Here is a 13,886-nt window from a genome sequence, read left to right as displayed (position 1 = left end):
TTCTTGACTCAAGCATTAATGCAGTACGATCTTCAAAGTTAAGATGATGGTATGACAATTTTATATACTCCATAAACCCTTTAAATTAATTAGGTGGTTTATGTCGCACTTCAAGTTTTACTCTGCCATGGCAACTATTAATTATTGCCATCTTTTTTTGATATAGATCTATGTAATCAGGTTATTTTAATATGTGAGCCTTATTTTATTTAATTAAATATAAATAATTGATATTAGTTTTATTCAACGTATACGGTGATTTTAATTGATTAAAATATTTTAATTACTGAACCACTACCGTTGTTAAATTCAGCTTCATTAATATTTTAAGGAAAAAATTATAAACGCCACTTAATAACTATTATGGAATCTCAGATGTAGAGCACACGGCTCAAAACTTGGAGATTTTAAAATGTCACATTTCACAGTTGCAGTAGTTACCACCCCTGATGGTGATGTTGTAGATGCCCTAGAACCATTTTACGAATTTGAATGCTCAGGCATTAAAAACAAATATTGCATTTCAGAATCATCATTGGACGAAATTAAAGACCAATACGAATCGACAGAAATCACTTTGATGAAAAACTCAAAGCCTATCATAGATGATGGTGAAGAACGCTATGCGTTTCTTGACGACCCTCGTTTCGTGCGTGATGCAACAGACTTCGAGCTTGATGCCATCAAAAACAACAAAGGTGATATTTTTGCTGACTTCCCGAACGGCGGTAAACATTTATCAGTGGTACAGGTCAAAAACGATGATGGTACGTACTCAAGTCGCATTCGTGATTTAGGCATGTTCATTCAATGGCATCAAAAAGATGTGCCATGTACTGAAGTGTTTGAGCTTCAACAGTTCATTAACTGGTATAACGAAAAAGTTACGCCGACTGTTTTGACAGGTGAAAAACCTGATGAAAGTTGGACAGAATGGATAGAGCTTGATGCTGACGGTAAAGTGGTCGATTACTTCACCACCACCAACCCGAATCCGAAATACGATTGGTATGAAATCGGAGGACGTTGGAAAAACATGCTGTTGCGTCTTGATGGACGAAAAGTGGATAGCTGTCCGATTGGTGAGCTAGATTTTGAAACCGAAATCAACCGCTTAAAAACCGAAGCTAACCGTGTTTATGACTATTTTGAGAAGTGTATCGGTGATGCTTCACGTACTTGGCGGTCATGGGCTGATGTTTGGTCTGATGAATCAATCGAATCAGTGAACGATAAGCGTAATTTCTATCATAACCAAGATGCAATCTTATTAATGAAAGCCAGTGATACGGATAACCTGTTTGGCATATTCGGACATGAATTTGATGAATTTTTGGTGAGCCGTGAAGAATTCCTAGCTAAAAAATCAGCAAACCCATTCGGTACGTACTGTTTCTTAGATGCTACCACTGATGCAGAAATCGGAGATTGGACAGGTTCAGAATGTGGATTGTTTGGAGAAGACTTATACAAAGAGGAAAATTGGGAATCCAAAAACCAAGCATTGCTGAAGAGCTTTCCAAGCGACTATATAATCACGATTGTTGATTGCCATATCTAAAACCCAAACAGGGATAAGCGTAAACCCTTATCCCTTTTCTTTTGGGCATTTTTTAAAACGCATTCGATGTTTTTTAATTGATTAAAAAGGTTTTGAATTTTTAAATTTTAAATTTTAAGAAAAATTAAACAGCTATTGCGCTTTGTATAATGAATATAGATTTAATCACTATCCTTAAGGGCTTTTAATATGTGGAATACATTAGTTTTAATTCGTAAAACCGCAACGTCAAAAGAAATAAAAGACAAAGCTGATATGTATTTAAGCCAGTTAAATACTGCAACCATTTCAGCATCTCTTAAAGCTGAAATACTCTCTTTTATCGAATCTGTTTTAAACGATTAATCAACTTAGGCTCAACGCCTACAACTTGGAGAAACCCCATGAATTACTACAACACATTCACCATTCCATGCAATTTTAAAGTACAGCACATTGAAGATGGTCAATTTGTCGTGTTTTTTGCTGATGGCACTCAGTTAAGTTACCAGATTGAAAACACCAGTAAGGTTAAATGGATTGAACCTGAAGCATTCAGTTTAGAGCAAGTACGCCTAAGCTCAAAAGAGCCAATCAATGCCGATGATATTGACATCATTAAGTATGCTTCATACCGCTTAATTGCTGACACGCCATTGATTGATGATGATGGTAGCAATCCTGAACCTGATTGCCTTTACTGCAAAAAATCTAGTGACACTCTTAACAGCCTCATACTTCAAGTCACTGAAGCACATACCCTCTCATGTTGGCTACTGACATCAAACGGCGTTCATATCCTAGATATTAATGAATTGACTGAAGCTTAATAACAACAACCAGTGAAGCATGTCTATTGCTTCACTGGTTGGCAGTTGAAAACCGCATTCGATGTTTTTTAATTGATTAAAAAAAGGTTTAGAAATTTGGTTGTGGCCAGCGCTAGATCTGGCGCACCAGGATCAATGCTTATTTGTATGGTACCTTAATTGCTTCCATCATTTTAATAGCATCCTCATTACTATTTTTAGCTGTTATCTGTTAAAAGTCGCAGCAAGGACCAGTAAAACAATAATAAAAATAAATAATTTTAAAAAAGTTTTTGGTTTAGGTTCTATCTTAAAATAAACATATTGAAGCAGAAAGCTTAAAACTTGGAGTTGAAATGGTTACTATTAATGAATTACTTAGCAAAAACCTTGATCGCAAATATGGTCCAATTGAAGCGCATGAAGTTATAGAACTTGTTCGTGTAACTCGTGCGCCAGAATCAATAAATAACCCTTCAATGCCATCAGTTAGAATTTCTACTGCAGATCTGCACCATATGGTTGAACAAGCTAAAAAGTTCAATTTGTGGGAAGAATGGTCCACCAAGGTTTTAGCAACTGAGTTGCCATACAACCCTTATCTTAAGCCAGTGTTTACAGGTCATAGTTTCCCACGTTCTAGCATGTCTACTGACAACTACGAAGCATTAGTACGCTCTACGTTAGTGCCGGTGCTACTACCTGAAGATAAAAAGTCTTTTATCAACCTGAATGACAAAGTTATGTCATTTAACAACCTCATGTTTGATATGCCCGATGCGATGGTGAACCATCTCATGACTGGTAAAAAACTTTGGCTATATGCAAAAAATGGGCAAGTGGTCTGGTATACCCGTGCTGAGTATGAGGCGCAAACCAAGTGGAACCAGGCTGAACAGGATGCTAAGAAAAAAATTACTGCATTGTTTGAATTATTCAATGCGCTGCAACAAGCTAAACCGATCTTTGATGCTATCGATCAGAAGAAAAACTTCAGTGCTTTACCGTTCAAATGGTTCACTGGTGTAAAAATTGTAATGTCAGGCTTGTCAGCTGGATCATGGGGCGATGATGAAAAATCAAATACAATGACTCACTTGGTTTTTGATGAAGACTACTCAGGATCTAAATTGGTTCGTGAGAAAAACCAGTACTTGTGCTCAGCTGGAGGCTTATTCCCTGCAGATGAAGCAAAGAAAGAATTCAAAATGAAAGTAGGTGAAGTTACCGTGGACACGGTACCGCACCTTGTTACATGTAAAGTGTGCCTAAAACGTATTTTTACGCAACTTGCATTAACTCAATCTAATTAATCAAATTTATAGGGTGTTCATCATGAATAACAAAACAATTGCCAAAAAAATGATTAACCAAGTTAAATCGGTTATCACTGACCCTCAAGCAAAAAGCTTGTTGGCTGCTTATCACGTAGAGACGTCATTTACCCACTTCTACGAAACACACAGCCACATTTACTTGGTTGGTAAAGACATTACTGCAGTCATGGCCAAACATTTTCCATACTTCACGTTTAAGACTCGTGATAACAAGAAAGCCCGTCACGGTATTGGCGATGGCTCAATGTCTGATTGCTTAAACAAGCTGCGCCGTGTGTATCGCTTAGAAATCAAAAAACCGATTAGCGAGAAGTTTATCGCTGAAGCTGGTGCACCGACTTTCACAAAAAGCCAATCTGTAAGTCCTGTTGCTTATTTGATTGATGAAGTTGTGCAACAAGAAACAGCGCCGATCGCACGATCTGACGTTCAAAACAGTTTCCAGGATCTTTTCAATTGATTTGAGGCTTATATGAATATGCATACGACTCAAAAGAGTGAGAGAGACAAAATGACAAAACGCTGTTCTGTTGATGTGAAGTCACCCTGGTTCTTCATAGAGGACCAAATCCCAAACAAAGATGGCACGGCGTTTATTGTGTGGGATGAATTCTTAGACCATGAAATTAAACCTATCCGCTGGAGCGATAAGATCCGTGACTATGCTTCAGGTGAAGTCGAATGGAGTGGAAGCTTCTTATTTTGGCGATATGATGATGGTACACCAGCTGAATCACCAAGAAGCTATCAGCAATCTTAATTTCTTATATTTCCGAGGGTGTAGCCAATTGATTTTGAGATTTGATCAATCTCTTTAAGGCAAAGGTTTGATTCCTTGAATGCCAGTTCGAGTCTGACCATCCCCGTCATTGCCAACAAATTCCCTCAAATGAATCAATTGAAGACAATCATACCAGCCTCACTAAAATAGTTACGGCTTTGACGTTCTGACTTAGGTTCCCAATCTCTATTTTTCAGATTACATGATCCAGCAGCAATTTTAGCCTTGCCAAACTTACTTTGAATGTTTTGAAACGCCGTCATTAACGCTTGCTCTTTTTCAAGCTGCTCTACGTCAGTTAGTAGGCCGATCGTGCGATGTTCTTCTTTTATCAATTCACACAACATCACGCCACATTTCTTAAACTCTATCCCCTCTTTGTACAATTTATCAATCAGTGATGTGGCAGCTTTAACCAGTTGCATCAAATTGTTTTTAGGTTGGGTAAACGTGTATGTTAACGACTTGCTGTAATACGGTTTTGACTGGTCAAATGGGTTGGATTGCAAGAAAACAATCAGAGATCCGCATAGCTGGTGTTCAGCAACAAGCCGATTGAATGCATTATGGGTATATTTGCTGACGGCTTCTTGAAGAATTGAGAGCTCAGTAATTTTCTGGCCGAAAGATTTGCTCGAGACAATCTGTTGTTTCGCCTTAGGTGAACTTTCAAATTCAAAGCATGGCTGGCCAAGCAATTCTAAAATCGTACTTTGCATATTCACATTGAAGAGTTCACGCATTCGATTCGGGTTGGATGTTGCAAGATCCAGCACACTTAAAATCCCCATGTCATTAAGCTTTTTAGCGTACTTTCGCCCTACACCCCATATTTCATCAACTGGCATGCTTTGATAGTAGCTTTCGACATCTACCAGGCTCATTGTCACTAAATTACAGATTCCATTTAATTCTGGATTCTTTTTGGCAAGGTTGTTGGCCATTTTACTTTCAGTCAGTGTTCTACCAACACCCACGCACGTTGTTAAGCCAATAAACTTATATACTTGATGCCGAATCTCCCGTGCCATTTCAGTAGCATCAAAGTTTTTAGTAAATTGAGTAAATTCTATAAAGCCTTCATCAATGCTGTAAATGCTGTAACAGCTTGGATCTACAAAACCAGATAATATTCCATGAAAACGGCGTGACATTTCGCCATATAGCGCAAAATTGCTCGATAGCACATGAACGTTATGTTTATTGATGATGTCTTGGACCTTAAAGAGTGGCGCACCCATCGGGATTTTTAAGAGTTTAGCTTCAGCGCTTCTCGCGATGATTGTTCCATCATTAGAGCTTAAGACAACGCATGGTTTACCCTTTAACTTAGGGTTCCAAAATGCTTCCATCGAACAATATGCCGAATTTATATCAACATGAATAAATACCCGGTTTGTCATTTTCGTGCGTCTTTAATGATGTAAGTCACTACGCCCCACACAATCAATTCCTGTTCAGGTTTTAGAAAAATATGTGAGTGCTCTTGGTTTTCTGCTTTAAGCCAAACTGGAGGGATAGATTTTGCATCTGGACCAAAAATTTCATTAATTTCACCAGCTGACATTTGCTTGGTGATCATCAACCGCTTAACGGTAAAGTCTGTTTCTAGCTGAGCAACAATAATATCTAGATGCTTGGCGTCTAAGCTTCTATCGATTATGAGCTTATCGTTAATATCTATACCGGCATTTAGCATGGAACGAGAGCCTACTTTACCAATAAACGTAGAGTACTCATTGGTGATCAGCATTTCGTTGAGATCGACCGACTTTTCAATAAAATCTTGTGCTGGTGATGCAAATCCAGCCGACAGCAGCTCTAACGCCACTGGAATGCGTTTAGGTGCACCAGGAGCAAGAGCTTCAATTTCAACTAAATCACCAGCTTTAAGCGGTATTTCTGATTTTTCTGACATCTCAAGACCGGTGAAAGAATATATATACCAATTCTATTTCTTGCATGTCTGATGATCAATCAAAAAATAAAAACCAGTAGGCATGCCACTTGCCTACTGGTCGTATTGGAAGTTCAAAATTGACTTAGATCTTAGAAAAACTCAAGTGATATAAGGCTGTTGCGCGTACTAAATTTTGACGCGGTGATTTTGGTTTCCAGGCCTGGTCAGACCATGGCCAGAGATCAGGAACCGACTCACTTGTATATGCAGATGGTTTAGAGGGAATTCATCGCATAAACAGATTGAGCATTTAATAGCGTTGAATGTTAAATATCTACGGCAAACTGCTTTCAGATTCATGAATTGGGTTTGTTCAAAAACAGCGTTATTAATTAAAAACTAAAACGCCTTTCCACATGTACAAAACCAGTAGAATAAAACCAATAAGAATATGCACTTCGATAATGACTATTAGCCAGCTTCTGCACATATTGAATAAATACTTAAAGAACGATGGCGCTTGGTGTTTATATTCGTTTTCTTCTTCGTAGTCATCTGTATTGACATGGTTCCAAAACGGTTTCTCTTTGGTTTTACACGGGTTGTCATTATCAGATTTAGACAAAATTTTTACCTTTTATAACCTAACCAATTAGATAATTATATTAAATCTATTAGCCACAAAAACTTTATCAAAAAACTTTTTTTCGTTAATTTATTTGTTTAATGCACTGATCAAATTAAATGTGAGTGACTTGGACCTATCTAATCGTATGAAACTGAGTGTTACTGAAGTTGGACATCTATATTCACTTGAATACACAACCAAGATTGAAGTGCTGGAAGAAGCATTTTTAGCATTAGGACTTTGGATCTTCAGGTTATTTAATTAACTTCTACCCTTTTGACCTAGCCTAGCTAGGTTTTTTTTTGAAAAAATTTTAAAGCCCAAACAGTCTTTAAAATGAATACATCAAGCTCATTGCTTAAAACCTGGAGTATTCAAGATGTATCTACGCTACACGATGTTTAAAACAGATGGAGAAAAAGTCCTTAGTTCGCACGGCATTGGGTTAAGCAACTGCTTTATTTACCATGCAGCGGAAATACTCTACAAAGAGGTTCAAAATTCTGCATCTTTTGACCGTTACATTGAGAGATTATCAAAGTGTAATACGATCAAATACAACCACGAACGACACGGCGACAAAGCACGTATTGTCTATTTTGCACCTGAAGATCTAACGCGTGTCTCTTACAGTACAACATATAGCGAACGGGTTGAAAATGCCAATATCGATAGCTTTGACTTGATTACCCTGTACGCTGAGTACAAAACTATTTTTAGTTGTATCTATTTTGATATATCAACGAATACCTGGTCTGTACGTACATACACTGATGTATTAACATCAATGGGCATGTTAAAGCCACCAGTAGCACAGTTAGCATTTGCAATATAAGAGCCCCTGAAAAGTCTTATACCCACCTAGCATTGACCAATCAATGCTAGGTTTTTTTTACGATGCAATTTGATATTTCATTTCATGTTTAAAGTTTGCTTTGACAAGTGCATGGGATAGATCTGGAGGTACTGAGTTACCTACCATTCTGTATTGCTCAGTTTTCGTCAGCTTAATTTTTTGGTTATTTTCATCTACACCATGAGTAAAGATGTAATTGCTTGGAAAGCCCTGAGCCTTATACAACTCAAATGGTTGAATCATCCTAAAACCAATGTCTTCAATATAATAATGTTCATTATTGATTTCGATTAAGCCGAAACGTTCAAACAAGTCATTCTTAAAGTTGAATTGCCCGGTAAATTTCAAAAGTAGCGCACGTACTTCCGCAAACTGATTCACGGTCGTTAACGTGTGAAATGGTTCTGATAGCTCTTGGCCAGTGCACCCCTTTTTCATTTTAGATAGGTGACACACGTATAGCGCATGTGTACCGCCTTTTGTTTCTGCTGTAATTGTACGTAATGGCTCATTTATTGGCATGGATCTACGACTTGAACCATTGGCACACTCAGTAAGAATTGGCGCCACATTGTCCACGATGTAAGGTTTTGGGTTGTGAACGATATATTTTAAAATCCCCCTCACAATTCGCTCTAATGTAGCTGGTGCTAAAGGTTTTTTACGCTTGAATATGCTTAGGGTGTGTTGACACTTTTAGTTTAAAAAAATAGCGAAGTAGTAAAATCAAATCGCCAAACCCAATTTTACTATTCGCTATGCCTCGTACCATGCTGACAGATCAACACTGGCAAAAGTTGAAAGTTATTCTGCGTAATTTATCCATTCACCACAACTCAAATTTACGCAATTTTATTGAAGCTATTCTCTATAGAATTAGAACAGGCTGTCCGTGGCGAGATATTCCTTCTTGTTTTGGTCATTCCAACTCTATTTTCAAACGTTTTAATCGTTGGTCAAGCAGCGGTAAGTTACTTAGATTATTCAAATTACTAGCCTCATGCCCCGATATGGAGTGGATTTTTATTGATGGCTCTCATGTACGTGCTCATCAACATTCTGCCGGTATAGCGAATCAATCTATTTCTAAAAGTGTAGGAGGAAACTCCTCAAAAATACATTTGATTGTTGATGCACATGGCAATCCTATTGATTTCATGATTACCGATGGAACCACACATGATGTTAAAGTTGCACCTGATTTAATATCAACATTAGATTTAAAAGAGACAAAAGTGGTATGTGCAGATAAAGGCTATGATTCAGAACCACTGCGTGAACAGATCAGGAAAACAGGGACTAAAGCGAATATACCAAAGAAAACAAATAGCCAATCGAACAATGACCATATGGACTGGTATTTATATAAAATCAGGCATTTAGTTGAAAATATGTTTTGTAGATTAAAGCAATTTAGAGGAATAGCTACTCGATATGACAAGCTCAAAAGAAATTATCAAAGTTCTGTTGCTTTAGCCTGTATATTTTTATGGCTACCTTTATAGGGTTAATTATGAACAGTAAATGTCAACAGACCCTACTTAAAAATTCTTTAGCTTTAATGGATTTTTAAATTAAGCTGAAATTAGCTTTATTTTCCTTTATAGTTACCATGACCAAATCCTGCTTTTTATAAAGCGGGATTTTGTTATATGTGATATTCAATATGTTCCGGACAATTAAGTTATGACTTTCCAAAGTTTTGAAGTAGTACATGTGGTTGCTATGGACAACCAACGTTGTATTGGTAAGGATAACGATCTGCCTTGGCATATTTCTGCTGATTTAAAACACTTTAAAGAAATTACCCAAGGTGGGGTAATTATCCTTGGTCGTAAAAATTTTGATTCGATTGGTCGTCCGCTTCCTAAACGTGTAAATTGGGTAATTACTCGAAACCATAATTGGAATTTTGACGGCGTTAAAGTTGCACATTCAATCGAAGAAGCCTTAGAGAAATCTATTCCTGACGTTCAAGCATCAGAGAAACCAAATACAATTTTTATTATTGGTGGTGGTGAGATTTTCAAGCAAACCATCAATATTGTGGATCGACTAGAGCTTACTCATGTTGATTTAAATGTTGAAGGTGATATTTTTTATCCTAAAATTCCAAATGATTTTGTGAAGATAGCGTCAGAACAACATATTGATGACAAAACCGGCATTGCTTTTGAGTTCGCAACCTACAGAAAATAAAACCTATTTCTCATGAAAAAGTGATGATGCAGGGACGCGAATATATCTCCAGACATTGGAGTCTGTGGCTGCTGGGCAGCCTGTTTACTTTATTCGTCATTCTGTCGAGCCTGTGGCTCAGCCTCATGCTGTGGGTTCATCTTCCCATCGGCAAAATCGGCAGCTTGATACTGATTGGACTCTGGCTGACCTTTGCGCTGGTCGTTCTCGGGATTTATTTCACCCGGCATCTGATCTCCCGCCAAGTGGATAGCGTTCTTTATCTTCTGGCCTTTTTATTCTGTTTGCTAGGATATTTCAGTCTGGAAGCGCGTCAGGATCGAGAGTGGAATCCTGAGGTTTCCCAGCTTCTGCATTATGAGCAGCAAGGCGATCAGGTTACCTTACACAATATCCGCAACTTTGACTGGCAGGCCGATGGTCGCTATATCGAACGCTGGGAAAGCCGCAGTTTTGATCTGAATCAGATTACTGGCGTGAACATCATTACTTCCTACTGGATGGGGCCTAAAATTGCCCATACCCTGGTCAGCTTCGATTTTGCCAATCAAAAGCCACTCACCTTCTCGATTGAAATCCGCAAGGAAAAGAATGAAGAGTTTTCAGCGATTGGTGGCTTTTTCCGAAAATATGAACTGAGTCTGGTCGCATCGGATGAAAAGGATATTGTCTATACCCGTAGCAATGTCCGTGGTGAACAGGTCTATTTTTTCCCAGTCAAAATGCCGCAAGCTCAGGCTAAAGCGCTATTCAAGGAATATCTGCGTCAGGCCGATGAGCTGGCCCAAAAGCCAAAATGGTACAATACCCTGACCAGTAATTGCACCACACTAGTCTTTGATATGGTTCAGGCGATATCGCAACAACAGCTACCCTCAGATTACCGGTTGCTGGCCTCCGGCTATTTACCGAATTATCTCTATGATCTTAAAGTACTAGAACAGTCTTGGGATATGCACACTTGGTATCAACGGGCACATGTCAATCCACGGGTAGAACGCACCGCTAATCTCTCCAGTCAGGACTATTCACGCCTGATCCGGCAGGGCCTACCAAAACCCGACATGCGATAACTGTGTAGCAAATCCACTTCAATAAAGATACAAAATCAACTGGAACCTTGATCATTTTTTTGTTTATATACAAATAGCTAGTCAATGATCAGAGTATCTCTCATGCTAAAAAAATTAACTGCAATCGCGATTTTAGGCTCGGTTCTAACGGTCATGGGCTGCGAAACTGTGCCCAATACAGCCACGACACAAACCGCGAATCATTTACAACTTTTGCAAAATCGTACTTGGATTGCGACCCAGATTGGTAATACTGAAATCAAGACTGCGCCAACCGCACGCAATGTTCCGAGTCTGCAATTTGATGCCAGTACCCAGCGCGTTTCAGGTTCAGATAGCTGTAACCGGATTATGGGCAGCTACACAGCAGCAAAAGATACGCTGACCCTGAGTCAAATGGCTACTACCCGTATGGCTTGCATGAACAACGATCAGCTTGATCAGAAATTTAATGAAGCTTTAGCTAAAGTGACGCATTATCAGGTATTTGCTAAAACCTTAAAATTACTGGATCGCCATGGAAATCTCTTGATCCAGCTGGAAAGTGCTGTTCAGCCGCGTTAATACTTCCCTACAAAAAGCCTGTATGGACAGGCTTTTTTATCTTTCATACTGATGAGCTGGAATTTAACCATCAGCCCGATTGAGTTATTTAATTGAATGAGGAATCAACCATGCAACAGGCACTTTTCGGTGGGGGATGCTTTTGGTGTACTGAAGCCGTATTTTTACAGATTCAGGGAGTTCAGCAAGTCGTCAGCGGTTACGCAGGTGGGCACACAACTTAAACATTCATAATTAAGGTCCACACATTGAGCAGCTGTCTTCCATGGTTGTTTTTTCGTTTTTTGAGGTGCAAAAAAGTCAAATTCAGCATGTGTGGGTTCTGGCCAGACGATCGGTAAATTGTCACGCCGAGCAATTAAGAAAAATCTATTTCTCAATGTCGGTGCACCATAGTCGCATGCTCGTAGTTCACGATATTCGACCGTGTACCCTTGGTACCTGAGCGCATTCACGAAACAGTTAAACGTTCGCCCTTTCCGCTTTAAAATCGGTTTACCGTTCTTATCCAAATCACCCCATTCAACAAACTCAACCACGTTTTCAAGCATGATGATTCGTGGTCGAACTGTTGCAGCCCACCTTAAAGCAATCCAAGCTAAACCGCGGATCTTCTTGTTTAACGGCTTGCCACCTTTCGCACGGCTATGATGTTTACAGTCTGGACTAAGCCAAACCAAGCCAACAGGTTGATTGCCCGTAATCTTTACAGGGTTAACATCCCAAACACTCTCGCAGTAGTGCTTTGTTTTTGGATGATTGATGCGATGCATGGCCAAGGCTTTCGGATCATGATTAATTGCAATATCAATCGGTCTACCGAACGCACGTTCTAAACCAGTTGATGTACCGCCACCGCCAGCAAAGTTATCAACGATTAATTCATGTGGAAGCAAGTTATACATAGAAATTCCCTCTTACAAATGCCCCTTTATGGCTTAGATCTCTTAATTCATGCGGTACATCTTCTGGAGACAGATACCTATAAGCATGAATAACCTTGCTCAGATTCATACAGCCACCCCCATGCTTTCAACGGCACTTTCTAATGTTTGATGTGCTGAATAATCATCACAGTCGTAATAATCGTCATCGATCAAATTAGAGATGTCGTAGTCACTCAAACCGCTATTTAAACAGCGACTCAAAAGCTCAGGATCTAAACGATCATACTTGTTGCAAATCGTCATTAACGAATTGCTATGTGCGTTGTTTGCCGTGAAAAATGAGTATGCAAAACCTTCAGGCGTTACGCTTCTAGCATTCTTAGTCGCAATACTATTGCCACCGTATAGGCGGTGCATTTTAGAGCCCTCAACAGGTTCAACAGGTGCAATTGGTAGGTCGGCATTGAAACGGCCCCACAATAATGTTTTCTTTGTGTATGTATCACCAAAATGAAACGGATCAAACGACAGACGCCACGGCGACAACCCGGTTAAGCTCGCAATACGCCCTACTGGATTCTCAATTGCCCAAATATTCGGTTTAAAAAATTCAATTGTTCTTAAAGTTTGGTACACCAGCTCAATACTGCTTAACGTGCGACCATCAGCATCTTTGGCAGTAAAATGTCTTGCACCAGAAACAGCAAAGTCTGTACATGGGCATGCAGCTAAAATCGCATGAACGTCCAAACCATCAAAGCATGCAAAAAGCTCGTTAAAGAATTCCACGCTGAAGTTATTAATATCGCCAAAATAAGGATCTGCCTGTATATCAAACCGAAATACTTGATAGCCAGCATCAACCCATGGTTGTGACCATGTGCCAGACAAATCAAAAAGAGAAAGGACAATTTTTTGGTTGTTTTGGTTGCGGATCGTTGGATCTAGATATTGGTTAAACGCAACGTTTTTCCATTGTTCTAAACGTTCTAATGCGGAAGATCTGGACATCCAGCCATTAGCTTCAACATATGCTTGTGATTTCTTATTTAAGCGAACAACTTCATTCTTATGCGGTGCATCAAAGATGTTTGAAATCTTAAACTCAGCATCAATAAAACTACTTCTTGCATCCAATAAAAGAGAGATGGATCCGGAAATTTGAACAACTCCTATAAGTGATACTCTGCTCCTCAAATGATGTTATAAACATCAATATATGGAGTATTTTATGGCACGTAGACCAAGAAGAAATCATTCAAACGACTTTAAGGCTAAGGTAGCACTTGCTGCGATCAAAGCAGAAAAAACA

General features: G+C 39.0%; 17 protein-coding genes and 2 pseudogenes. 13 read left to right on the top strand and 6 right to left on the bottom strand.

Going from position 1 to position 13,886, the window contains the following annotated elements; translation table 11 throughout:
• Nucleotides 1-412 precede the first annotated feature (412 nt).
• The 6 genes from FTV09_RS14895 to FTV09_RS14870 all read left to right on the top strand — a co-directional run bounded on the left by FTV09_RS14895 (nucleotide 413) and on the right by FTV09_RS14870 (nucleotide 4,446).
• Complete coding sequence (locus FTV09_RS14895) at nucleotides 413-1,561, top strand: hypothetical protein (protein WP_024160769.1); 1,149 nt, start codon at nucleotides 413-415, stop codon at nucleotides 1,559-1,561.
• 189 nt (nucleotides 1,562-1,750) lie between these two features.
• Nucleotides 1,751-1,906, top strand: coding sequence for a hypothetical protein (locus FTV09_RS14890; protein ID WP_005006030.1), 156 nt, complete (start codon nucleotides 1,751-1,753; stop codon nucleotides 1,904-1,906).
• A 38-nt stretch (nucleotides 1,907-1,944) separates the two neighbouring features.
• Nucleotides 1,945-2,370: a hypothetical protein gene (locus FTV09_RS14885; protein ID WP_033917496.1), complete on the top strand. Its 426-nt coding sequence runs from the start codon at nucleotides 1,945-1,947 to the stop codon at nucleotides 2,368-2,370.
• A gap of 335 nt (nucleotides 2,371-2,705) precedes the next feature.
• On the top strand, nucleotides 2,706-3,662 hold the full coding sequence (locus tag FTV09_RS18150) for a hypothetical protein (RefSeq protein WP_257222909.1): 957 nt from the start codon (nucleotides 2,706-2,708) through the stop codon (nucleotides 3,660-3,662).
• A gap of 22 nt (nucleotides 3,663-3,684) precedes the next feature.
• A complete protein-coding gene (locus tag FTV09_RS14875) occupies nucleotides 3,685-4,146 on the top strand; it encodes a hypothetical protein (protein ID WP_046127872.1) in 462 nt (153 codons plus the stop codon).
• A 51-nt stretch (nucleotides 4,147-4,197) separates the two neighbouring features.
• On the top strand, nucleotides 4,198-4,446 hold the full coding sequence (locus FTV09_RS14870) for a hypothetical protein (RefSeq protein WP_033917550.1): 249 nt from the start codon (nucleotides 4,198-4,200) through the stop codon (nucleotides 4,444-4,446).
• Between the two features lie 134 nt (nucleotides 4,447-4,580).
• On the opposite strand, the gene FTV09_RS14865 is transcribed toward FTV09_RS14870, so the two are convergent.
• The 3 genes from FTV09_RS14865 to FTV09_RS14855 all read right to left on the bottom strand — a co-directional run bounded on the left by FTV09_RS14865 (nucleotide 4,581) and on the right by FTV09_RS14855 (nucleotide 6,992).
• A complete protein-coding gene (locus FTV09_RS14865; RefSeq protein WP_180058753.1) occupies nucleotides 4,581-5,870 on the bottom strand; it encodes a Y-family DNA polymerase in 1,290 nt (429 codons plus the stop codon).
• Nucleotides 5,867-6,385: a translesion error-prone DNA polymerase V autoproteolytic subunit gene (gene umuD, locus FTV09_RS14860; protein WP_033917549.1), complete on the bottom strand. Its 519-nt coding sequence runs from the start codon at nucleotides 6,383-6,385 to the stop codon at nucleotides 5,867-5,869. Before umuD ends, FTV09_RS14865 begins: the two co-directional genes overlap by 4 nt.
• Nucleotides 6,386-6,755: 370 nt before the next feature.
• Nucleotides 6,756-6,992 carry a hypothetical protein gene (locus FTV09_RS14855; RefSeq protein ID WP_038350011.1) on the bottom strand — a complete coding sequence of 79 codons (237 nt, stop codon included), beginning with the start codon at nucleotides 6,990-6,992 and terminating at the stop codon, nucleotides 6,756-6,758.
• Nucleotides 6,993-7,122: 130 nt separating this feature from the next.
• Here FTV09_RS14855 and FTV09_RS14850 point away from each other — a divergent pair, with 130 nt between their 5' ends.
• Nucleotides 7,123-7,260, top strand: a complete 138-nt coding sequence (locus tag FTV09_RS14850) for a hypothetical protein (protein ID WP_155276666.1) — start codon at nucleotides 7,123-7,125, stop codon at nucleotides 7,258-7,260.
• Nucleotides 7,261-7,374: 114 nt separating this feature from the next.
• Nucleotides 7,375-7,830 (top strand): hypothetical protein, encoded by a 456-nt coding sequence (locus FTV09_RS14845; RefSeq protein ID WP_033917523.1) that lies wholly within the window; start codon nucleotides 7,375-7,377, stop codon nucleotides 7,828-7,830.
• 57 nt (nucleotides 7,831-7,887) lie between these two features.
• On the opposite strand, the gene FTV09_RS18145 is transcribed toward FTV09_RS14845, so the two are convergent.
• Nucleotides 7,888-8,478, bottom strand: coding sequence for a DNA cytosine methyltransferase (locus FTV09_RS18145; RefSeq protein WP_227504911.1), 591 nt, complete (start codon nucleotides 8,476-8,478; stop codon nucleotides 7,888-7,890).
• 131 nt (nucleotides 8,479-8,609) lie between these two features.
• Between FTV09_RS18145 and FTV09_RS14835 the strand changes: the two genes are divergently transcribed.
• The 5 genes and pseudogenes from FTV09_RS14835 to FTV09_RS14815 all read left to right on the top strand — a co-directional run.
• Nucleotides 8,610-9,356 carry an IS5-like element ISAba31 family transposase gene (locus tag FTV09_RS14835; protein ID WP_005262957.1) on the top strand — a complete coding sequence of 249 codons (747 nt, stop codon included), beginning with the start codon at nucleotides 8,610-8,612 and terminating at the stop codon, nucleotides 9,354-9,356.
• 181 nt (nucleotides 9,357-9,537) lie between these two features.
• Complete coding sequence (dfrA41, locus tag FTV09_RS14830) at nucleotides 9,538-10,050, top strand: trimethoprim-resistant dihydrofolate reductase DfrA41 (protein ID WP_004729503.1); 513 nt, start codon at nucleotides 9,538-9,540, stop codon at nucleotides 10,048-10,050.
• 23 nt (nucleotides 10,051-10,073) lie between these two features.
• Nucleotides 10,074-11,123, top strand: coding sequence for a DUF4105 domain-containing protein (locus FTV09_RS14825; protein WP_077170331.1), 1,050 nt, complete (start codon nucleotides 10,074-10,076; stop codon nucleotides 11,121-11,123).
• Nucleotides 11,124-11,225: 102 nt separating this feature from the next.
• Nucleotides 11,226-11,687, top strand: coding sequence for an META domain-containing protein (locus tag FTV09_RS14820; protein WP_033917524.1), 462 nt, complete (start codon nucleotides 11,226-11,228; stop codon nucleotides 11,685-11,687).
• Nucleotides 11,688-11,797: 110 nt separating this feature from the next.
• Nucleotides 11,798-11,908 (top strand): annotated as a pseudogene (locus FTV09_RS14815) (peptide-methionine (S)-S-oxide reductase); the annotation flags it as partial.
• Here FTV09_RS14815 and FTV09_RS14810 read toward each other — a convergent pair.
• A pseudogene (locus FTV09_RS14810) lies at nucleotides 11,906-12,592 on the bottom strand (DNA cytosine methyltransferase); the annotation flags it as partial. The pseudogenes FTV09_RS14815 and FTV09_RS14810 sit on opposite strands and share 3 nt — an antisense overlap.
• A gap of 105 nt (nucleotides 12,593-12,697) precedes the next feature.
• A complete protein-coding gene (locus tag FTV09_RS14805; RefSeq protein ID WP_042893681.1) occupies nucleotides 12,698-13,711 on the bottom strand; it encodes a DNA cytosine methyltransferase in 1,014 nt (337 codons plus the stop codon).
• Nucleotides 13,712-13,886: the final 175 nt, after the last annotated feature.

Origin of the sequence: Acinetobacter sp. YH12227 (genome assembly GCF_013417785.1) — a bacterium.
Lineage (GTDB): Bacteria > Pseudomonadota > Gammaproteobacteria > Pseudomonadales > Moraxellaceae > Acinetobacter > Acinetobacter gandensis.
This window is presented reverse-complemented; position numbering and strand designations above follow the sequence as displayed.